This is a genomic window from Streptomyces paromomycinus, from assembly GCF_003865155.1.
GTDB classification, from domain to species: Bacteria; Actinomycetota; Actinomycetes; order Streptomycetales; family Streptomycetaceae; genus Streptomyces; species Streptomyces chrestomyceticus.
On record NZ_BHZD01000001.1, the window covers coordinates 3,377,179 to 3,398,340 of the forward strand.

Sequence of the window (21,162 nt, forward strand, 5' to 3'; positions counted from 1 at the left end):
GTGGCCGCGCGTCGTCCGGCGCGTCAGCGTCCGAGTGCGCGAGCGTCCGGGTGCCCGAGTGGCCGGGTGTGGTCCGGCGCGTCAGCGCCCGGGTGGCGCGGCGGAGCCGCGTCGGGGTGGGCTGGCCCAGGGCGCGCGTTCCACCGCCGGGGAGTGGCCTGCCGTGCCGCCACCATCCCGCGAGCCTCACCACCAGGAGAAGCGGACCCGGGCGCCATCGAAAACTCCCCCACCGACCTCGGCTCGCCAATCCGGCCGGAGGGGGCGCGTAGGGGGCCATCCCCGCAGGCAGTCCGCACGCTGCCCCACTATCCGATTCACTTCAACTAAAGGATGCCGAGGAGTTGGCCCCCTGCGCGCCCCCGCCCCCACCACCCAAGCAATGCGAACCGAACGCCGGCACACACCCCCGCGCGAAGCGCAACCCCCGCGCGCGCTCAGCCCTGAGCCATGTGCATGAACTCCCAGACGTGACCGTCGAGGTCCTGGAAGCTGACGCCATACATCGGACCCGCCTCCATCGCCGGCTTCCAAGGGCTAGCGCCGGCGGCCAGGGCCTTGCCAAGGATGGTGTCGGCTTCTTCGCGGCTGTCGCAGGACAGACACGTGAGGACTTCCTTCGTCTTCGCGGCGTCGCTGATGTCGCCGTTGATGAAGTCCCGGAAGCGGGCCTCCTGAAGGAGCATGACGCAGATGTTCTCCTCGACGACCATGCACAGGGTGTGCTCGTCGGAGAAGTCGGGGTTGAAGGCGAAGCCGAGGCGGGTGAAGAACTCGCGGGACGCGGCGATGTCCTTGACCGGCAGGTTGACGAAGATCATGCGCATGGTGGGTGCCTCTTCCTGACGGAGCGGGGCCCCGGTCTTCGTGGCCGGGTGCAACCCTCGCTCCACTCCCCCGTCGAGCCGTGGAGAAGCATGCTCAGGAAGCTAGCAACGGCCACTGACAATCGCCGCCGGACGAGGCCCGCGGGGGCGTCGCAGGAGGGGCCAGGCGAGGGTGCCGAGGACGAGGGCGAGGAAGTGGCCCGAGTCGCTGACGGGGTCGCCGGAGAGCAGCAGGTTGCTGACGGCGAACCAGGTCACGCCTCCGAGGAGCGGCCACCGGGCCCAGCCCGGCAGCAGGCCCGCCAGGGCGCCGGTGCAGGCCATCACGCCGAAGCTGATGCCGTAGTCGAGGCGTTGCAGCGCGTCGACAGGGAGGTGGCCGAGGGCGACCGCGGCGCCGACCGGGAGTTCGGTGGCGAGCGTCGCGATCACGTGGCCGCCGAAGAAGACCGCGGCCGTCCGCAGGGCACCGGCCCGGCGCTCCAGGGCCGTCAGGACGATCAGGAAGGCGACGGCGTACGCGGAGGCCGGGCCACCGGCGATCCACAGGGCGCTGGCGACGAGCACCAGCAAGGGCGCCTGCGCCAGGTGCTCGACGTCCGTGCTGGATGCCTGGAGCAGGCGGTGGACCAGCTCCGGGTCGGCGTGCTCGGCGAAGAGCGAGGTGGCGACGAGGAGGAGCGTGTAGCCGAAGGTGAAAGGGGTGGTGCGGGGACCGGGGAGCAGACGCCAGGGCTTGGGCCACCGGCTCCGGCTCAAGCCGGACCATGACGGCCGCGTCACCCGAACGGGCCCCAGGGCCGGCACGGGACCGACGACCGCCGCGCCCCCGACCTCCGCGCTCCCGGCCGCCCGCGGCCTCGGCACCCCTTCCAGAGGCGCCACCCCGCCGGCGCCCCCGCTTCCCGCGAAAGAGGCCGTTTGAGGGGCGGGGGCTCCCTCGTTGGGTGGGGTCTTGGCGGAGGCTCCTGCCGTGTTCACCCGGCTCACTGGTGGCTGGCCCCTTCCGTCCGTGGCTGCCGGCGCCGTCGGCGCGCCCGCCATTGAGGATCTACGTACGGGACAGCCTGCACGTTCAACCCATGAGCGAGCTGTGCCCGTGACGTGCGTCACGGGCGGCGCCGCCCGGCCCCGGGCCCGTAAACCGGTTGGACCCGTCCCGCCCCGGTTGGTCAGGATGGCCGTCATGTCTCATCCCGCGCACGCCATGCCCGACCGCCCCGTGCACGTGTCCGGCCCGCCCGCGCCCGGTGGCGGGCCACGGGTCCTCGACCGCCGTGAGGGCCCGTACGGCGAGGTGGTGCTGCGGGAGCGGGGCGAGCACTTCGAGATCATCGCGAACGGGTGCTTCCTGATGGACACCTCGGACGGGCGGTCCGAGCGGCTGCTGGTGGATGCGGCACTGGCGGAGTTGGCGGAGCCGGGGGAACCGGGGGAACCGGGGGAACCGGGCGGTGCGAAGGGGCCGCACGGCGTGGCGCACCGTGTGCTGATCGGCGGGCTCGGGGTCGGGTTCTCCCTGGTCAGGGCGGTGGAGGAGAGCCGGTGGGGGCAGATCACGGTGGTGGAGCGGGAGGCCGCGGTCATCGACTGGCACCGCGCCGGGCCGCTCTCGGCCGTGTCCGGGGCTGCGCTCGCCGATCCCCGTACGGAGATCGTCGCCGCCGACCTGGTCGCGTACGTGCGGGAGGGCGCCGGGCCGCGCAGGTTCGACGCGCTGTGCCTGGACATCGACAACGGGCCGGAGTGGACCGTCACCGAGGACAACGGCGGCCTCTACTCCCCCGCCGGTCTGGCGGCCTGCCGGAAGCGGCTGACGCCCGGCGGGGTGCTCGCCGTGTGGTCGGCGCAGCCGTCGTCCGCGTTCGAACAGGCGCTGCGAAATGCCGGGTTCACCGGCGTACGTACCGAAGAGATCCCCGTTGTCCGAGGCGTCCCGGACGTGGTGCACCTCGCGCGCAAGGGCGCGTAGCCGATGGTCATACCCTGCCCTTACGCTGCTGCCCAGCAGTACGCGACCATGCAGCACGGGGACACGCAGGGGCGGGCGATGGATCAGACGCAGACCACCCAGGGCGGCACCGCCGCGGCCACGCCCGGCGCCCAGCGCCGGATCCTCGTCGTGGAGGACGACCCGACGATCGTCGACGCCATCGCGGCCCGGCTGCGCGCCGAGGGCTTCCAGGTGCAGACGGCCACCGACGGCCCGGCCGCGGTGGACACCGCCGAGGCATGGCAGCCGGACCTGCTGGTCCTGGACGTGATGCTGCCGGGCTTCGACGGGCTGGAGGTGTGCCGCCGGGTGCAGGCGCGGCGTCCGGTGCCCGTCATGATGCTCACCGCGCGTGACGACGAGACGGACATGCTGGTGGGTCTCGGTGTCGGCGCGGACGACTACATGACCAAACCGTTCTCCATGCGGGAGCTGGCGGCCCGGGTGCACGTGCTGCTGCGGCGCGTGGAGCGGGCGGCGCTGGCCGCGCACACCCCGCGCAGCGGCATCCTGCGCCTGGGAGAGCTGGAGATCGACCACGCGCAGCGCCGGGTGCGGGTGCGCAGCACCGACGTGCACCTGACGCCGACCGAGTTCGACCTGCTGGTGTGTCTGGCCAACACGCCGCGCGCGGTGCTCTCCCGTGAGCAGCTGCTGGCCGAGGTGTGGGACTGGGCGGACGCCTCCGGCACCCGTACGGTCGACAGTCACATCAAGGCGCTGCGCCGCAAGATCGGCGCGGAGCGTATCCGTACGGTGCACGGTGTCGGGTACGCGCTGGAGACCCCGCCGGTATGACGGCCCCCACCCGCCGCCGGCCGGCCACCGAGAAGGAGCGGGCCGGACGCCCGGCCCGCGACCGGGCCGGGGAGAGTCCGTGGGACGGCCGGGCAGCCCTGCGGGAGCGGGTCTGGAAGCCGTTCTGGCGGCGGGTGTGGGAGGGGCTGCGCCCGCTGGACCCGTACCGCTCGGTCAAGGCGGCGCTCGGCGCACTGGTCATCGTCTCGGTGATCATCACGACGCTGCTGGTGTTCGTCGCCATCCACTCCGACACCGAGCTGCGGGTCATCACGGTCTTTTCGATCATCGCCTCGCTGCTGGTCACCCAGTTCGTCGCGCAGGGTCTGACGGCGCCGCTGGACGACATGACGGACGTGACCCGGGCGATGGCGGACGGCGACTACACCCGCCGGGTGCGCGGCGGGCGGCGCGACGAGTTCGGCGACCTGGCCGACGCGTTCAACCGGATGGCCGCCGACCTGGAGGCGGTGGACACCCACCGCAAGGAGCTGGTCGCCAACGTCTCGCACGAGCTGCGCACCCCGATAGCGGCCCTGCGCGCCGTCCTGGAGAACGTGGTGGACGGGGTCTGCGAGCCCGATCCGGAGACGATGCGTACGGCGCTGAAGCAGACCGAGCGGCTGGGGCGGCTGGTGGAGCACCTGCTGGACCTGTCGCGGCTGGACAACGGGGTGGTGCCGCTGCACGCCCGCCGCTTCGAGGTGTGGCCCTATCTGTCGGGGGTGCTGAAGGAGGCCAACATGAGCCGTGGCGCCTCCACGCTCTCGGGGCTGGCCGGCTCCGGCACCCACACCCGTACGGACGTACATCTGCACCTGGACGTCTCGCCGCCGGAGCTGGCCGCGTACGCGGACGCCGAGCGGCTCCACCAGGTCGTCGCGAACCTGATCGACAACGCCATCAAGCACAGCCCGCGGCACGGCCGGGTCACGGTGCTGGCGCGGGGCGGCGAGACGCCCGGGGGCCTGGAGCTGGAGGTGCAGGACGAGGGTCCGGGCATCCCGGAGGCCGAGCGGCACCACGTCTTCGAGCGGTTCAACCGGGGCGACCCGGCGGCGTCGGGCCCGGGCAGCGACGGCGGTACGGGGCTGGGCCTGGCGATCGCGCGCTGGGCGGTGGATCTGCACGGGGGACGGATCCGGGTGGCCGAATCACCGCGCGGCTGCCGCATCCGCGTCACCCTTCCGGGAAGCGACTCCGTTCGAGGTTGACGCCGGGTGTCGTAGGGTCGGTGGTGGAAGCACACAATCCGGGGTGCAGTGGCGATGCCGCGTACCCGAACGCAGGTGAACCTGGTGTGTTTCCCGCCAAGTCATGCCCCGAAACCCCGTGCCGAATGTGACGTGCACGACGACTGACGGCCCCGGACTGCACCGAAGGTCCGGAGAGGCGTAGCCTTTATTCCCGCTGTCCACCACCTTAGGAAGCGGAAGAGGGCGGTTGCCGCCGTGTCGCCACAGTCCCCCAACAGTTCGAGCACTTCGACTGACCAAGAGGGGCAGGGTAAGAACCCTGCTGCCGCGTTCGGTCCGAACGAGTGGCTCGTCGACGAGATCTACCAGCAGTACCTCCAGGACCCGAACTCGGTAGACCGAGCCTGGTGGGACTTCTTCGCCGACTACAAGCCGGGAGCGGGCGCCAGCACGCCGGCCGCGGCGAGTGAAGGCAGCCCCGCCGCCCCGGCCTCCGGAACGCCCCAGGCCGCCCCGGCGGCGCCGAGCGCGCCCGCGGCACCCGCCGCGCAGCAGCCCGCGCCGAAGGCCGCCGCGCCCGCCGCGCAGCAGCCCGCCGCCCCGGCGAAGCCCGCCGCGAGCGCCCCGGCGCCCGCCAAGGCCGCTCCGGCGAAGACCGCACCCGCACAGCCCGCTCCCAAGAAGGACGACGTGAAGCCCGACGAGGCGCCCGCAGGCCCGGAACTGGTCACCCTCCGTGGCCCCTCCGCCGCTGTCGCGAAGAACATGAACGCCTCCCTGGAGCTGCCCACGGCCACGTCCGTGCGCGCCGTCCCGGTGAAGCTGCTGTTCGACAACCGCATCGTCATCAACAACCACCTCAAGCGCGCCCGCGGCGGGAAGGTCTCCTTCACCCACCTCATCGGGTACGCGATGGTGCAGGCCCTCAAGGCCATGCCGTCGATGAACTACTCCTTCCAGGAGAAGGACGGCAAGCCGACCCTGGTCAAGCCCGAGCACGTCAACCTCGGTCTGGCCATCGACCTGGTGAAGCCCAACGGTGACCGCCAGCTCGTCGTCGCCGCCATCAAGAAGGCGGAGACGCTCAGCTTCTTCGAGTTCTGGCAGGCGTACGAGGACATCGTCCGCCGCGCCCGCAACAACAAGCTGACGATGGACGACTTCACCGGAGTCACCGCGTCGCTGACCAACCCGGGCGGCATCGGCACCGTCCACTCCGTGCCCCGCCTGATGCCCGGCCAGGGCCTCATCATCGGCGTCGGCGCGATGGACTACCCGGCGGAGTTCCAGGGCACCTCGCAGGACACCCTGAACAAGCTGGGCATCGCCAAGGTCATGACGCTGACCAGCACGTACGACCACCGGGTGATCCAGGGTGCCGCCTCCGGCGAGTTCCTGCGCATCATGAACCAGCTGCTGCTCGGCGAGAACGACTTCTTCGACGACATCTTCAAGTCGCTGCGCATCCCCTACGAGCCGGTGCGCTGGCTGCGCGACATCGACGTCAGCCACGACGACGACGTCACCAAGGCGGCCCGGGTCTTCGACCTGATCCACGCCTACCGGGTGCGCGGCCACGTCATGGCCGACACCGACCCGCTGGAGTACGAGCAGCGCAAGCACCCCGACCTCGACATCATCGAGCACGGGCTGACGCTGTGGGACCTGGAGCGGGAGTTCGCCGTCGGCGGCTTCGCCGGCAAGACCATGATGAAGCTGCGCGACATCCTGGGCGTGCTGCGCGACTCGTACTGCCGCACCACCGGCATCGAGTTCATGCACATCCAGGACCCCAAGCAGCGCAAGTGGATCCAGGACCGGGTCGAGCGCGGGCACTCCAAGCCGGAGCGCGAGGAGCAGCTGCGCATCCTGCGCCGGCTGAACTCCGCCGAGGCGTTCGAGACCTTCCTCCAGACGAAGTACGTCGGCCAGAAGCGGTTCTCCCTGGAGGGCGGCGAGTCCGTCATCCCGCTGCTGGACGCGGTCATCGACTCGGCCGCCGAGTCGCGCCTGGACGAGGTCGTCATCGGCATGGCCCACCGCGGCCGCCTGAACGTGCTCGCCAACATCGTCGGCAAGTCGTACGCGCAGATCTTCCGCGAGTTCGAGGGCAACCTCGACCCGAAGTCGATGCACGGCTCCGGCGACGTGAAGTACCACCTGGGCGCCGAGGGCACCTTCACCGGCCTGGACGGCGAGCAGATCAAGGTCTCGCTGGCCGCCAACCCCTCGCACCTCGAAGCGGTCGACCCGATCGTCGAGGGCATCTCCCGCGCCAAGCAGGACATCATCGGCAAGGGCGGCACGGACTTCACCGTCCTGCCGGTCCAGCTGCACGGTGACGCGGCCTTCGCGGGCCAGGGTGTGGTCGCCGAGACGCTGAACATGTCGCAGCTGCGCGGCTACCGCACCGGCGGCACGGTGCACATCGTCATCAACAACCAGGTCGGCTTCACCGCCGCGCCGGAGTCGGCCCGCTCCTCCATGTACGCCACCGACGTGGCCCGCATGATCGAGGCGCCGATCTTCCACGTGAACGGTGACGACCCGGAGGCCGTGGTGCGGGTCGCGCGCCTCGCCTTCGAGTTCCGCCAGGCGTTCAACAAGGACGTCGTCATCGACCTGATCTGCTACCGGCGCCGCGGTCACAACGAGACCGACAACCCGGGCTTCACGCAGCCGCTGATGTACGACCTGATCGACAAGAAGCGCTCGGTGCGCAAGCTCTACACCGAGTCGCTGATCGGCCGCGGCGACATCACGCTGGAGGAGGCCGAGCAGGCCCTCCAGGACTTCCAGGGCCAGCTGGAGAAGGTCTTCACGGAGGTCCGCGAGGCCACCACCGCCCCGGCCGCCCCCGAGGTGCCGGAGCCGCAGGCCGAGTTCCCGGTCGCCGTGGACACCGCGATCTCCCAGGAGGTCGTCAAGCGGATCGCCGAGTCCCAGGTCAACATCCCCGAGCGGGTCACCGTCCACCCGCGCCTGCTGCCGCAGCTGCAGCGCCGCGCGGCCCAGGTGGAGGACGACACGATCGACTGGGGCACCGGCGAGACCCTCGCCTTCGGCTCCCTGTTGATGGAGGGCACCCCCGTCCGCCTGTCGGGCCAGGACTCCCGCCGCGGCACCTTCGGCCAGCGCCACGCGGTGCTGGTGGACCGGGAGACCGGCGAGGACTACACCCCGCTGCTCTACCTGTCCGAGGACCAGGCGCGCTTCAACGTCTACGACTCGCTGCTCAGCGAGTACGCGGCGATGGGCTTCGAGTACGGCTACTCGCTCGCCCGCCCCGAGGCGCTGGTCATGTGGGAGGCGCAGTTCGGTGACTTCGTCAACGGCGCGCAGACCGTCGTCGACGAGTTCATCTCCTCGGCGGAGCAGAAGTGGGGCCAGACCTCCGGCGTCACCCTGCTGCTGCCGCACGGCTACGAGGGCCAGGGCCCGGACCACTCCTCGGCCCGTATCGAGCGCTTCCTCCAGCTGTGCGCGCAGAACAACATGACCGTCGCCATGCCGACGCTCCCGTCGAACTACTTCCACCTGCTGCGCTGGCAGGTGCACAACCCGCACCACAAGCCGCTGGTCGTCTTCACCCCGAAGTCGATGCTGCGTCTGAAGGCCGCGGCGTCGAAGACGGCGGAGTTCACCACGGGCGGCTTCCGGCCGGTGATCTCGGACGACGCGGCGCAGGCCGCGGACGTCACCAAGGTCATCTTCTGCTCCGGCAAGGTCTACTACGACCTGGAGGCGGAGCGGGTCAAGCGCGGCGCGTTCGACACGGCGCTGGTCCGTATCGAGCGGCTGTACCCGCTGCCCGGCAAGGAGCTCCAGGCGGAGATCGCCAAGTACCCGAACGCGGGCAAGTACCTGTGGGTGCAGGAGGAGCCGGCGAACCAGGGTGCGTGGCCGTTCCTGGGTCTGAACCTGATCGACCACCTGGACCTGTCCGTCGGCGCCGACGTGCCGCACGGCGAGCGCCTGCGCCGCATCTCGCGGCCGCACTCCTCGTCGCCGGCCGTGGGTTCGGCCAAGCGCCACCAGGCCGAGCAGGCCGCGCTGATCGCCGAGGCGTTCGACGCGTAACCCGCGGACACCGGTGTGACAGCCCGGGGCCCCGCCGCGAACATCGGTCGTTCGCGGCGGGGCCCCGGGCCTTTTCCGTAGCTGCGGGCTCAGACCGGCTGCGGCTCGAAGTCCCAGTACGGGCGGCGCCTGCGGCGCGCGGAGAGCGTGTGCGGGTGTTCGGCGCCCAGCGTCTCGGTGAGCTGCTGCACGGCCTGCTGCTCCAGCTTGGAGGCTTCCTGTCCGCGCCGCAGCGCCCGCAGGTCGTCGGCGAGCGCCGTCTTGGCGGAGAGCGTCAGCGGGTGGGTGTCGCCGAGCACCTGCTTGGCCCGCTCCAGGGTCTCCCGGCTCAGCTGTGCGGCGCTCTCCTCGTCGTCGACGCGGTTGCGGGCGCCGGCGGCGTTCAGGGCGCAGCCCAGCGTCCAGGGGTGGTCGGCGCCCACCGCCCGGGTCATGCCCCGGAGCGCCTCCTCGGCGATGGCCAGCGCGTTGTCGCGCTCGCCGAACTCCCAGCACACCAGGCCGGTGTTGCCGAGCGTGCCGACCGCGAACGGGTGGGCCTCGCCGACCAGCGTGCGGTACCGCTCGGCGGCCTCCTCGCCCAGTTCCCTGGCCCGGCCGAGGTCGCCGTGCTCGCGCAGGAACGTGGCGTAGTTGGCCTGCATCATGAGCGTCTCCGGGTGCCGGGGGCCGTGCACCCGGCGGGAGCGTTCCACGACGTCACCCATCAGGGCGTCGGCCTGGGTGACGGCGCCGGAGCGGCGCAGGCACAGCGCGAGGTTGTGCTCGGCGCGCAGGGTCAGCGGGGTGTGCTTGCCCATGATCTGGCGGTAGAGCCGTGCGTTCAGCTCCTGGCGGGACAGTGCGTCGGTGTAGTGGCCGAGCAGGCGCAGCATCCGGGCGTAGGAGTAGGCGGCCCCGAGGGTGAGGTGGTGGCGGGCGCGCAGTTCGCGTTCCCAGACGAGCAGCACTTCGCCGAAGAGTTCGAGGGCGTCCTGGTAGCGGCCCAGGGCGCTGAGCGCCGAGGCGAGGTTACTGCGGGAGGAGAGGGTGAGCGGCGCCTCGGGACCGAGGAGTTCCGTACGGCCCCGGACGACCGACTCGAACATCTCCAGCGCGTGCCCGTAGGAGCCGAGCGCCATCAGGGTGCCGGCGAGACCGTCCTGGGCGCGCAGCAGCGCGCCGTCGCCCGGCTCCCGCTCCGCGGTCAGCTCCTCGACGATGGCGCTGCCGACCGCTTCGGCCTCGCGGTAGCGGCCCAGCCTGCGCAGCATGTTGGCGTGCTGATGGGTGACGACGAGCATGGTGCGCTGGGTGGGGGCGATGCGGTTGCGCCAGCGGGAGAGGAACTGTTCGCACAGCCGCAGGCCGATGCGGTACTCGCCGCGGACCCGCAGGTACTCGATGCAGTTCAGCAGCAGTTCCTGGACGGCGGTCTCCGGGCTGTCCAGGACGCCGGCCGGTTCCAGGTGCGGGATGAGGGCGGCGTACTGCTCCCAGGTCCGGGTGTCGGAGGGGCCCTGCGGGTCGGCGGTGGCCAGCACGCGGCAGGCCGTGGCGGACATCGCGTCCCGCTCGTCCTCCGCCATGTCGCTGCGCAGGAACCGGTGGTAGAGCCGGTGCATCTGCGCGGTCTCGACGGCGGGGTCCGAGGTGGTCTGGGCGAGCTGGTAGTCCAGGCGTACGGCGGTGGACTCGGTGAGCCGGCGCAGCGCGGTGTTCCAGGCGATGGGCTCGGCGGCCAGGTCGGCGAGGTATTCGGGCAGGTCGCCGCGGCGGGCGCGGGCGAGCATCGGCACCGGGATCGCGTCCGGCGCGAAGAAGGCGAACAGTTTGAGCAGTTCGACGGCGGCGGGGCTGCGTTCGCGCAGCGTGTTCAGCGTTATGGCCCAGCTGGTCTGGAAGGCCATCGGGTAGTCGGTGGAGATGCGGATGCCGACCAGGCTCGGCTCGCCGCGGCGGATCAGCTCGATGTACTCCTTGGGCGCCATCGGGTTGGCGTCCAGCCAGGCGGCGGTCTGGGCGAGCAGCAGCGGCAGGTCCTGCACGGCTTCGGCGAGCAGGTCGGCTTCCATGGTGGTCAGCCGGGGCGCGCGGCGCCGCGCGTAGGCGACGGACTCGATCCGGGTGAAGGGCAGCACCTCGATCTCCTGGGCGCTGCCGGAGCCGGACCAGTCGCGGGTGAGGGTGGTGATCAGGACGTGGCCGCGGCCGTCCGGCACCAGGTCCTCGATCTGCTCCATGTCGTCCGCGCTGTCGAAGATCAGCAGCCAGCGGCGGTACGGGCGGCCGACCCGCAGCGCCTCGTGGACGGCGCGGATCCGGTCGCCCAGCTCCTGCCCGACCGGCAGTCCGAGGCGGGTGGCCAGCTCGGCGAGCTGTTCGCGGGCGGCGCCCCGGTTGGTGGCGCTGATCCACCACACGACGTCGTAGTCGTTGCCGAAGCGGTGGGCGTACTCGGCGGCGATCTGGCTCTTGCCGACGCCGGAGATGCCGTACAGGGCGATCCGGGTCTCCAGCGGCTGGCCGAGGCCGGGCACCGGGCCCGCCAGCTTGCCGTGCAGCTCCTCCAGCGCGGTGTCGCGGCCGGTGAAGCGGTTGTTGCGGCGGGGGATGTTCCAGATCTCGGGCGGGTCGTTGGGGAAGCGCGGCGCGTTGGCGGCGGGCTCGGTGGGGCGGCGGGCGCCGGCCGGGACGCCGAGACGGTTCAGGACGCGGCGGTTGGCCTCGACGGCGTCCAGGTCGCGCAGGTCGGCGGGGCGCAGCACGGAGGCGGTGGCGGGCAGCCGCTGGGTGGCGACGCTGACGGCGGCGAACCGGTCGGCGTGGTCCGGCACGACCTCCTGGAGGGCGGTCGTCCACTCGTCGTGCGTCTTGGGGCCGAGTTTGAAGTACCAGTCGTCCAGCACCATCAGCAGGCGGCCCTCGGCCGCGAGCAGACCGGCCAGCTCCTCGGTGAGGGGGCTGTCGGCCGGGGGGTCCCAGCGCAGCATGGTGGTGCCGTGGCCGAGCTGTTCCAGCTGGTGCGAAATCCACGCCGCCCACGGCCGGTTGAAGCCCGCATAGCTGATGGTGATGTGCTCTGCGGAGCCGGTGTTACCGGACTGATCGACCATGCGACCGTCTCCTCGGTATGCGGTGGTTCGCGCGGGCGCGAGCTGGCTGTTCGGCACGATAGCCCAAGTATCGCCCCGCACGGCGACGCCACGTCAGGTCTTGTTCACCGTACGCCAGTTGACGGATACGCCGGTCGGCGCGGGGGCCGGCCGGGCCGACCGGCCCACCTGGACCTCGGCGTCCAGCCGGGCGGCGATGTGCCGGATCACCCGTTCCAGGTCGGCGCAGTACACGGACGGGTTACGGAAGCCGCTGCCGCCGGCCCGGTAGCGGTGCGCGTAGTTGCCGCCGCCGCAGACCGTCATCAGCGCGCAGCCGCGGCACCGGTCGCACAGGCCGTCCGCGCCGAGCCGCCGGGCGGTCATCCCGGGGTGGCGGAGCGCCTCGTCGAAGCTGTTGCGGAAGACGTCCAGGCCGGTGGCGGCGGCGCCCTCGTACGCCGATTTGAGGGAGTCGACCTGCTCGATGGCGCCGTCGGTGTCGACGATGAGCGCGACGACGGGTGACAGGCCCACCGCCTCGCTGGTGCTGGGGCGGCCCAGCAGCAGTCCGATGATCTCGGTGAAGAGGCGGACGCGGGGCGCCGGCTCCCGCTCGGCCCACCACAGGTCGAAGACGGTGCACAGCCAGTCGCCGTACGGGGTGGGGCCCGCCGGGCCGGGCGGCAGCGGCGGGCGGCTGGTCCAGTTGGCGTGCGGGAGGAGGAAGTCGAGCATCGGCGGTCCGAGCGCGCGCAGCGAGCCGTAGACCCGGGCGGGGTCGGAGGTGAGGTCGACGGTGCACAGGATGCCGGCGAAGACGCCGGGGCGCCCGGCCAGCAGCCGGGCGGCGCGGGACGCCGCGGGCCAGGAGGCGCGCCCCGCGTGGTCGACGCGGCGGCGGTTGAGGCCGGGGGTGCCGCCGTCCAGGCTGAGGCCGACGCGGAAGCCCGCGCCGGCCAGGGTGTCGAGGACGGCCGGGGTGAGGAGGGTGCCGTTGGTCTGTACGCCCAGGTGGGTGCGGCAGTCGGCGGGGAGCTCGGCGCGCAGGGCGGCCGCCTGGTCGAGGAGCGGGCCGGGGCCGGTGAGCAGGGGTTCGCCGCCGTGCAGGTCGATGCGTATCTCGTCCAGGCCGTGGGCGCGTACGTGTTCCGCTATGCGGCGGGCGGTCTGGCGTACGGTGCCGGGCGGGGCGTGCGGCGGACGGTCACGCCAGCTGCGGTCCGGGCTCGTGTAGATGTAGCAGTAGGTGCAGGCGAGGTTGCAGCGACTGTGTGCTTTCAGGACGAACTGCCGGAAGGGGATCGCGGCCCGCTGCTGGTTCTGGCACACCACGACGCCGCCCCCCTGCCCGCGTCCGACGTCCGGGCACCCCGGAGACGGCCCGCTGTCGCCATACATGGCTCGGCCGCCGGGAGACATGCACAGGGCATCGACAACTGTCCGGATACGCGGCCTGGTTGGCCGGATACCGCTGCTCAGGGGCGGTCGGGGCACGCCCCTCAGCGGTCGTCCTTGGGGTCCCCCGGGCCGTCGTCGTAGTACGCCACCGCCCGCTCGGCGGGGACCCAGGTGCGCAGCAGGAGGGCCGTCACCTCCCCCAGTACCCGGTGGTCCGTCCCTGCGGCCACCGCGGCCACATCGACACCGCCGAAGTCCGGCAGCGGCTCGGCCGACGGGCCGGACGGCTCGGCCGGTGCGGCCGGGGCCGTACCGGTGACGGGGACTGTCGCCACGCTGTTCTCCTCTGGGCCGGGTGGACGGGTGTTTCCCGCGCGCGCGGGCACGGAAACCCCCGGGCCGGCCGGGTCAGACGGTCATTCGGACGGGTCCAGGGCGCGCATCCGCTCCCTCGTGCGCCGGGCCTCGGGGCCGTTCTCCTCGGACGCCTGCTGCCACTGCTCCCAGCTCTCCCGGTACGCCACCAGGGCCGCCTGCGGCCCGGCCGTGTCCTCCAGCACCCCGGCCCGCCGGTGGTGGGCGCGCGCCGCCAGCAGGGGGCTGCCCGCGCGGTCGGCGTCGGCCGCGGCCCGGCGGTAGCAGGCGGCGGCGCGGTCGTGCCGCTCCCGGGAGCCGAAGCGCCGGTCGAGCGCGAGCTGGACGTCGCCGACCTCCAGCCAGGCCTCCGCGGCGACGGCCGGGTCGCCCGAGCTGCGCGCGGCCAGCTCCAGCACCCAGTCGGCCTCGTGCAGGTCGGCCAGCGAGGGCTGCCGGTCGTGGCGCAGCCGCAGGGCGCGGCCGAACAGCAGCCGGTGGGCGCCCAGTTCGGGGTCGTTGGGAGCGACCCGGCCGAGTGCTTCGCGCAGGACGTGGACCGCCTCGTTCGCCAGTCGTTTGCCCTGTTCGCCGGGGGGCTCCAGCCGGGCGCGCAGCAGCAGGGCCGCGCCGCGCTCGGCCAGCAGGGAGCTGTGTTCGGGCGAGTCGGGGGTGGTCAGGCGCAGTGCGGCGGCCAGTGCCTCGATCGCCTTGTCCAGGGCGGCGGCGTCGCCGGTGCGGGTGTGCACGGCGCGGTGCGCGGTGGCCGTACGGCTCAGGCTCTCCGCCTCCAGGGCCGGGTCGCGCAGTTCGCGGGCGAGCGCGCGGGCCCGGGCGAGGACGGGCAGGACGGCGTCCGGTCCGGTGCCGGCGCCGAGCAGCGAGCGGGCCTGGGCCAGCTCCAGCAGCGTCTCGCAGACCTTGCGGTCGGCGGTGCCGCCCTTGCGGCGCAGCAGGACCGTGGCGGTGTCCAGGTCGGCGGTGGCACGCAGGGCGAGCGCTCCGGTGTGCGCCTCGGCGCCGGTCTCCGCGCCGGCGGCGCGGCGCGCCTGGTCCAGCAGGACACCGCCGCGGGCGGCGTAGATCTCGCCGGGCACCTGTTCGCCGCTGGGCCACTGTTCGAGGAGGACGGTCAGGGCGTGCTCGGCCTCGTCGAGCGGGTCGCCGGGGCGGCCGGCGGCTCCGGTGGCCGGGGCCAGCGCGGCCAGCCGCCGCAGCACTTCGGTACGCAGCACCATGCTCTCCAATACGCGGGGGTCCAGCAGGCTCATCAGCCCGCACGCGGTGTCCAGGTGGCGCGCGGCGTCCTCCAGCGCGCTCCGTTCACCGTCCGGGTACCCCGCGGCGCCGCGTTCCTGCGCGCCGGCGTAGCGCACCCGGGCGAGCACGATCAGAGCTCTGACGCGTGCTTCGCCGTCCCCGTCCGGCGCCTGTGCCGGGTCGCCGCCGACGGCTTCCGCCGCCGCCCGGACCGACCGTTCCGCCTCTTCCAGGGCGTCCGGCTGCCGCCACTCCGCCCAGCCGTGCAGCAGCGCGCGGGCGAGGTCGGTGCCCGCGGCGGGCAGCTGCCGGGCCGCGGCGCGCAGCAGGCGCACCGCTTCCATCAAGTCGCGTACGGCGCCGTCCTGTTCGTAGCGGTCCAGCAGCGCGGCACCCTCGGCGGCGGGTCCGTCGGGCGCGTACGGCGGCGGGACGGGTGTCCTGAGGGCCGGTTCGAAGCGGCGCAGGACCCGCTCGGAGATCCGGGCGAACGGCTCGGGCACGGCGCGCTGCCCGGTGGTCGGCTCCCGGCCGCTGCCGGAGAGCATGGCGACCGCCACGGCCGGGAAGTTGCGGGCGCTGCGGCCGAACGTGCGCTCGATGTACAGGGAGCAGTGCTTGAGGACGAGGGCGGCCTCACCGGCGCTCAGGCGGCTCAGCAGCTCGTCGCGTACGCCGGGCACGAACTCGTACCAGGGGCCGCCGGCCGCGCCTGCGCGGGCGGGCCCGCCCGTCGGGTCGGGCAGTTGCTCGACCAGGCCGCTGAGCAGCACCTCCGCCAGTTCGGCGGGGCCGGTCTGGGGCAGCATGGCGCGCTGGACGAGCTGGATGACGGGCAGCGCGAGCGGTACGGCCGACAGATGGACGGCCAGGTGCCGGGCGTCCGGGGAGGCGGCCTGTTCGAACTCGCGCACCAGCCGGTCGGGGGCGGGGCGTTCGGCGCGGCGGGTGAGGTCCGTACCGAGGCCGTGGTCGCAGCGGACGACGGCGGCGGCGCCGCGCAGCGAGAGGCCCGACTCGGCCGCGGCCAGCCGGGCCCAGGAGCCGAGGGCGGCGGGTGCGGCCGACAGGACCGGCACGGCGCGCTCGCGCACCTCGCCCTGCGGGCGCCCGCCCGCGGACGGGGCGCGGCGGCGGCGCCGGGCGGGCCTGAAGCCGAGGGCGCTGTACGGCCCCTGGCGCCGTACGAGGGTGCCCGCGACGGCCGGGAGCTGGGTGCGGGCCCACATCCGCTGCGGCAGCGGCTGCACCACGGCGAGCGGCGCGTCGGCCGCCCAGCGGTACAGCAGCCGCTGGATGCGCCCGTCGCGCCACAGCGCGCCCGCGCAGTCGCTGACGACGAGGGTGAGGTGGTGGCCCGTGGGGTCGTGCAGCTGGTCGGCGGGGCGCAGCGGGGCGTCCCGGCCGGGGCCGGCGGCGACGCCGACCTCGTCGCCGTGCGGGTGGAGGTAGTGCACCGTGACGTCGCGGAAGGCGCCGACCCGTTCGCAGACCTGCCGCAGGTCGTGCAGCATCTGCTCCCACACGGCCATGGAGGGGGAGCCGTCCATCAGCAGGCGCAGGCTGGCCGCGCGGCGGCGGACGCCGCGCAGCACCGGGATGATCAGTTCGGCGTGTGCGGAGAGGTCGGCGGTGGCGGCCTCGTCCAGTTCCTGGCGGGCCGGGGCGACCGGGGGGTGGTAGCGCTGGACCGGCCGCAGGGCGCGCTGGAGCGGCAGCAGTCCGGGGAAGGCGGAGGCGACGGGGATACCGACCTCGCCCAGCCGCCCCTGGCCGGGGCTGAGGGTGCGCTCGTCCTGCGCGGGCAGCAGGTCCACCTCCGGGCGGCGGGGGCGGTCGCGCGCGGCGGGCTCCGTACGGGACGGTGTGTCGCGGGCCGGTTCGCGGCTGCGGGGATCCACGGAGAATGTGGCCGGTTTTGGCCTCTGCGCGGCGGCCGGAACGGTGCCGTCGGCGGGTTCCCCGGCGCCCTCGGCGGGCCCGGGGGTGATCCACCGGGCCAGCCACAGCGCGTCCGCCATGGAGCGGGCGTCGGCGGGCAGCCCGGCCGCGCGCAGCCGCGCGACGATCTCACCGAGGGGGCCGAAGCCCGGTCCGCCGGCCGGCACCGCGGGTCACCTGGTCCGATCCAGGGGCCGCAGCAGTTCGGCCGTCAGGCGCCGCCGCGTCTCCTCCTCGTCCTCGTCCGCCCAGCCGGCCTTCTGCGTCAGGTGGATGGCGTTCAGCAGCTGGTCGACGGCGCGTACGTCACCGGGCTCGCGGTCCAGGAAGCGGTCGATCAGCGGTTCGTAGTCGGCGGCCGCGCTCTCGCCGAAGTGCGCCCGGACCATGTCGGCGAGCCGTTCCTTGTCCGGTGTGGGGATGTTCAGGTGGATGCAGCGGCGCAGCAGCGGAGCGGGGAAGTCCCGTTCGCCGTTGCTGGTCAGCACGATGAACGGGAAGGCGCGGCAGCGCACCCGGCCGTCGCGGACGGTGACCTGGCCGCCGTCGTCGCTGAGCACCGGCACCTCGGGGGCGGATCCGGCCAGCCGCTCCAGCTCCGGAATCCGGAACTCCCCTTCCTCCAGGACGTTGAGCAGGTCGTTCGGCAGGTCGATGTCGCTCTTGTCCAGCTCGTCGACGAGCAGGACGCGGGGCTTCGCGGCGGGCAGCAGGGCCGTGCCGAGCGGGCCGAGGCGGATGTAACGGCCGATGCCGCCGCCCGGCTCGTCCGGTGTGCGCGGGCGTCCCTCGGCCGGCCCGGGGCCGGGCTGCGGCTGGGCGGCGCGGGCGATCTGGAGGTCCTGGAGGCGGCCGATGGCGTCGTACTCGTACAGCCCGTCGCGCAGCGAACTGCGGCTGACGATGGACCAGTTCAGCACCCGGCCCAGGCCCAGCTCGTAGGCGACCGAGTGGGCGAGGGTGGACTTGCCGCTGCCCGGGGCACCGGTGACCAGCAGCGGACGGCGCAGGTAGAGCGCGGCGTTGACCAGCTCGCGCTCGGTCTCGCCCGGCCGGTGGTAGCTGGCCTCGCGGCGCTGCACGCCGAGCCTGCGCTCGGAGGCGTGGTCGAGGGCGGCGGGCGGCGCCACCGGCGGGCCGCCGTCGAAATCCCGCCAGGGAGGGGGCGGTGGTAACTGCTCGATGCCGTCGTGCGGAGCCCCCGCGCCACGGTAGATGAGCCAGTCGCTCACGTCGGAACTCCTCGTCGCCGGCCGGCCATCGGGCAGGGGCGAAGGGGCCGTGGAAGAGCATTCCCGGCAAGCGTCGGCATCCGCTTCCCGCCCTCCCCCGGACCCGTCCCCCTAGCAATCTCTCACGACGCTAGGACAGTAGCCAGCCGGACGGAAGGATACGGGGCGTTTTCCGGTCTCGGGGGACGTCATGGGGGCGACAATTGCGTGGCGCCGGGGAAGAGTTGGGGAATCGGGTTGTCCGGATCGTCGTAGAGGAGCACGAGGTCGCGGGCCCAGGACGCGCCGCCCTCGGCGGCCTTGGCCCGTAGTTCCCGCACCAGTTCGGGGATCTCGGCGACCGACTTCGGCGCGCCGAGCAGCTGCGCCACCTCCCGGTGGAACGCGTCGCACACCCGGTCGCAGTCCCGCTCGCCGTGGCCCTCCGCGAGCCACAGCGCGACCGGATGGCCGGTGTCCAGGGTCCAGCCGACGGCCTCCAGCCCCGTACCGTCCGCCACCGACCGGCACAGCGCCGGCACCGCTCCCTCGTCCGCCTCCTCCAGCAGCCGCGACAGCCCCGACACCGAGGCGCGGGGGCCGGCCGGCACCCGCAGCGCGGTCATCCGCCCGGCCGCGGCCAGGCCCTGCCAGCGCCGCAGCCAGACCGGGTCCACCTCCTGGCGGCGCCCCTGGTCGCGCAGCACCACCGCGCGCGTCGGGCCCAGCGGGCGCAGGCGCGCGGCCCGGCGCGTCGAGGCCGGTACGCGCCAGCGGTCCGCCGGCGTGTGCCACCGCTCCTCCGGCACCGCGACCTCCAGGCGCACCCGGGCGCCACCCGCCGCGTCGTCGGCGCGCAGCAGCCGCGGACCGAGCCGTTGCAGCACCTGGTCGCAGGCCTGCTCGAAGGGCATGCCGTCCCGCGATTCCTGGATCTCCACGCGCTGCCACCGGCCCTGCCCGTACCCCTCGCTGACCGACCAGTTGAACAGCTGCCGGCCGCCCGCGTCGTCGTAGAACAGCGGCTCGAACTCCACCAGCAGCGCGTCGGGGCGGCGCCGTACCGGTCCGATCCGCTCCCGGTCCCGGGGCAGCAGCACGACCGCCTTGGCCGTGACGAACAGTTCCAGCCGCTCGGCCGCCGTGCGGAGCGCGACGCCCTCGTCACCGGGGGCCTCCCGCGCCTCGTCGGCCGTGCGCTGCGCGACGATGCGCAGGTAGTGCACGAAGGCGCACAGCTCCGTGTACGGGTCGCTGCCCTGGTAGAGCGCCCCGTGCCCGTCCCGCCAGGTGCGCAGCGTCCACGGCCCGGCCCGGCCGGTACGGCCCCGCGGGTCCGCGCGGCCCAGCGCCTCGGCGACCGCGGCGGCCACCACGAGGGGGTCACGCGGCGCGGGCAGCGACGCCAGCAGGTCGAGCGCCTGCAGCCGCTCCTGCACGCCCCACAACCGGCCGCGCCCCGACATGATCGCGTGCTGCGCGTCGAACCAGGTGGGCTCGCCCGGCCCGCCGAGGTCCTGACCGGCCCAGTGCCAGCGGTCGTGCAGGCCCATCAGCGCGTGGTACGGGTCGTCGCCGAGCCCGGCGGCGCCCGGTACGAGGTGGTGCGGCGCCAGCCCGCGCAGTTCGGTGACCGGCACCGCGAGACCGAGCCGGTCCTCGCGGTGACTGCCTTTGACGATGCCGACGACCTCCCCCCGGTCGCAGTCCAGCAGCGGTCCGCCGGACGCGCCCGGCGTCACCCGGACGTCGGTGCCGAACTGGAGGCCGCGGGCGTCGCGGGCGCCGAAGCGGACGGCGATGAAGGGGTGGACGGGGGCGGAGGCGGCGTCCGTGCCGGGGGCGGCACCCGGGTCCGGGCCGGTCCCGGGGCCGCGTCCGGCGCCGCACGGGGCCCCTGCCGTGCCCGGCGGGTCCTGGTCGTGGCCGCGGAAGATGAACGCGTCCTCCAGGAGCGCGGCCGGCTGGTCGCTGAGCCAGGCGCACGGGTGCGGGACGCCGGGGTCGAGGAGCCGCAGAAGGGCCAGGTCCACGCGGGGGCCCGGAGCGGACGCCGGGCCGCTCCCGGCCGCCTCCCGGTCGGCCTCCAGGACTTCCGGTGCTTCCGGTGCTTCCGATGCTTCCGGTCTCTCCTCCCCGCCCGTCCCGCACGGCGGGGCAGCCGCCCGTACGGGGGCCGGCCGGCTCAGGTCGTACTCCAGGCGCGCGGCGGCCACCCGGCCGTCGAACGCCACTCCGATCTCGCCGTCCGGGCCCGTCGGACGGCGTCGGCCGTCACCGCTGGTGAGCACGTGGGCGCAGGTCAGCACCCAACCGGGGGCGACGAAGACGCCGCTGCCCCATAACGGTGCCGGGGTCACCCCGGGCGCCGGGCGGACGGCGACGGTGGCCCGGCCCGCGTGCCCGAGGAGGTGCGCGTACTTCTCGCGGTCCGCGCGTTCACCCCGTCCGGGCCCGTGGCCGCCTTCGGGGGCCGCCATCACTCACCCGGGTCGTGCGGCCCTCGGCCGCCGGCGCGGCCGCTCTCCTCCGGGACGGTGCCCGTATCGCCCTCAGGGGTCTCCCGCTTCCGCCACGTGAGCGTCACCGACAGGTTCGCCTTGGCCTCGCCGTCCGCGAGCAGCGCCACCGCCCGGCCGGGCTTGGCCGCCACCTCCACGCCGAAGGTCACACTGGTCTCGTCCGGCGCCACCCGTTCGGTCGCCTCGCGCAGGCTCGCCGCGACCCCGCCGACCAGGTCCCGCAGCCCCTCGACCCGGGCGCCGAGCGCCTCCCAGGCCCCGACGTCGTCGTATTCCTCGTCCGTTCCCCCGGCGACGTCCAGCCGGGAGACCCGGGCCCAGACCGCCGTACCGTCGGGCAGCTCGATGAGATGTGCGCGATCGCGCATCACGGCCTCCTGCTCCCCCTGAGCGGCAGAGTCCCCCTGCCCCAGGGCCGTTGACAGGTGATCAGGTTATCCCCAGGGTGCGAGTGACGCGAGGGGTCGCGACGCCTGCCTATCCTGGCCGGGTACGTCCCGAAAAC

The 21,162-nt window shown here is 73.7% G+C and carries 13 protein-coding genes; 4 read left to right on the forward strand and 9 right to left on the reverse strand.

The genetic code is table 11. The annotated features are described in order from the left end of the window. Positions 1–437: 437 nt before the first annotated feature. Both OEIGOIKO_RS13630 and OEIGOIKO_RS13635 read right to left on the reverse strand, forming a co-directional pair. On the reverse strand, positions 438–827 hold the full coding sequence (locus OEIGOIKO_RS13630) for a VOC family protein (protein WP_125054276.1): 390 nt from the start codon (positions 825–827) through the stop codon (positions 438–440). A gap of 102 nt (positions 828–929) precedes the next feature. Next, positions 930–1,586 (reverse strand): rhomboid-like protein, encoded by a 657-nt coding sequence (locus OEIGOIKO_RS13635; protein ID WP_125054277.1) that lies wholly within the window; start codon positions 1,584–1,586, stop codon positions 930–932. A gap of 427 nt (positions 1,587–2,013) precedes the next feature. On the opposite strand from OEIGOIKO_RS13635, the gene OEIGOIKO_RS13640 reads away from it, so the two are divergent. From OEIGOIKO_RS13640 to OEIGOIKO_RS13655, 4 genes are all read left to right on the forward strand, one after another. Further along, positions 2,014–2,799 carry a spermidine synthase family protein gene (locus OEIGOIKO_RS13640; protein ID WP_371858917.1) on the forward strand — a complete coding sequence of 262 codons (786 nt, stop codon included), beginning with the start codon at positions 2,014–2,016 and terminating at the stop codon, positions 2,797–2,799. 78 nt (positions 2,800–2,877) lie between these two features. Beyond that, on the forward strand, positions 2,878–3,618 hold the full coding sequence (locus OEIGOIKO_RS13645; RefSeq protein WP_125054278.1) for a response regulator transcription factor: 741 nt from the start codon (positions 2,878–2,880) through the stop codon (positions 3,616–3,618). Beyond that, a complete protein-coding gene (locus OEIGOIKO_RS13650; protein WP_246177331.1) occupies positions 3,615–4,832 on the forward strand; it encodes a sensor histidine kinase in 1,218 nt (405 codons plus the stop codon). Before OEIGOIKO_RS13645 ends, OEIGOIKO_RS13650 begins: the two co-directional genes overlap by 4 nt. A gap of 237 nt (positions 4,833–5,069) precedes the next feature. Next, positions 5,070–8,894: a multifunctional oxoglutarate decarboxylase/oxoglutarate dehydrogenase thiamine pyrophosphate-binding subunit/dihydrolipoyllysine-residue succinyltransferase subunit gene (locus tag OEIGOIKO_RS13655; protein ID WP_125054279.1), complete on the forward strand. Its 3,825-nt coding sequence runs from the start codon at positions 5,070–5,072 to the stop codon at positions 8,892–8,894. An 89-nt stretch (positions 8,895–8,983) separates the two neighbouring features. Here the strand turns inward: OEIGOIKO_RS13655 and fxsT are convergent, their stop codons facing one another. The 7 genes from fxsT to OEIGOIKO_RS13690 all read right to left on the reverse strand — a co-directional run bounded on the left by fxsT (position 8,984) and on the right by OEIGOIKO_RS13690 (position 21,025). Beyond that, the gene (gene fxsT, locus OEIGOIKO_RS13660) at positions 8,984–11,989 is read right to left on the reverse strand and encodes an FxSxx-COOH system tetratricopeptide repeat protein (RefSeq protein ID WP_125054280.1); all 3,006 of its coding nucleotides are present in this window, start codon (positions 11,987–11,989) and stop codon (positions 8,984–8,986) included. A gap of 93 nt (positions 11,990–12,082) precedes the next feature. Next, positions 12,083–13,303, reverse strand: coding sequence for an FxsB family cyclophane-forming radical SAM/SPASM peptide maturase (locus OEIGOIKO_RS13665; protein ID WP_246177332.1), 1,221 nt, complete (start codon positions 13,301–13,303; stop codon positions 12,083–12,085). 167 nt (positions 13,304–13,470) lie between these two features. Then, positions 13,471–13,704, reverse strand: a complete 234-nt coding sequence (locus tag OEIGOIKO_RS13670) for a YxD-tail cyclophane-containing RiPP peptide (RefSeq protein ID WP_125054282.1) — start codon at positions 13,702–13,704, stop codon at positions 13,471–13,473. A gap of 81 nt (positions 13,705–13,785) precedes the next feature. Next, positions 13,786–17,091 (reverse strand): SAV_2336 N-terminal domain-related protein, encoded by a 3,306-nt coding sequence (locus tag OEIGOIKO_RS13675; RefSeq protein WP_125054283.1) that lies wholly within the window; start codon positions 17,089–17,091, stop codon positions 13,786–13,788. 6 nt (positions 17,092–17,097) lie between these two features. Further along, positions 17,098–18,156, reverse strand: a complete 1,059-nt coding sequence (locus OEIGOIKO_RS13680) for an AAA family ATPase (protein ID WP_125054284.1) — start codon at positions 18,154–18,156, stop codon at positions 17,098–17,100. A 188-nt stretch (positions 18,157–18,344) separates the two neighbouring features. After that, entirely contained in the window at positions 18,345–20,615 is a 2,271-nt protein-coding gene (locus OEIGOIKO_RS13685; RefSeq protein ID WP_125054285.1) for a VMAP-C domain-containing protein, read from the reverse strand. Then, positions 20,615–21,025 carry a CU044_2847 family protein gene (locus OEIGOIKO_RS13690; protein ID WP_125054286.1) on the reverse strand — a complete coding sequence of 137 codons (411 nt, stop codon included), beginning with the start codon at positions 21,023–21,025 and terminating at the stop codon, positions 20,615–20,617. The genes OEIGOIKO_RS13685 and OEIGOIKO_RS13690 overlap by 1 nt, the downstream gene beginning before the upstream one ends. Positions 21,026–21,162 lie beyond the last annotated feature (137 nt).

Excerpts from the sequence above, each read along its gene's own strand:
- OEIGOIKO_RS13630 (WP_125054276.1), bottom strand. The coding sequence starts at position 827 with ATGCGCATGATCTTCGTCAACCTGCCGGTCAAGGACATCGCCGCGTCC.
- OEIGOIKO_RS13690 (WP_125054286.1), bottom strand. The coding sequence starts at position 21,025 with ATGCGCGATCGCGCACATCTCATCGAGCTGCCCGACGGTACGGCGGTC.
- OEIGOIKO_RS13650 (WP_246177331.1), top strand. The coding sequence starts at position 3,615 with ATGACGGCCCCCACCCGCCGCCGGCCGGCCACCGAGAAGGAGCGGGCC.
- fxsT (WP_125054280.1), bottom strand. The coding sequence starts at position 11,989 with ATGGTCGATCAGTCCGGTAACACCGGCTCCGCAGAGCACATCACCATC.
- OEIGOIKO_RS13640 (WP_371858917.1), top strand. The coding sequence starts at position 2,014 with ATGTCTCATCCCGCGCACGCCATGCCCGACCGCCCCGTGCACGTGTCC.
- OEIGOIKO_RS13645 (WP_125054278.1), top strand. The coding sequence starts at position 2,878 with ATGGATCAGACGCAGACCACCCAGGGCGGCACCGCCGCGGCCACGCCC.
- OEIGOIKO_RS13685 (WP_125054285.1), bottom strand. The coding sequence starts at position 20,615 with ATGGCGGCCCCCGAAGGCGGCCACGGGCCCGGACGGGGTGAACGCGCG.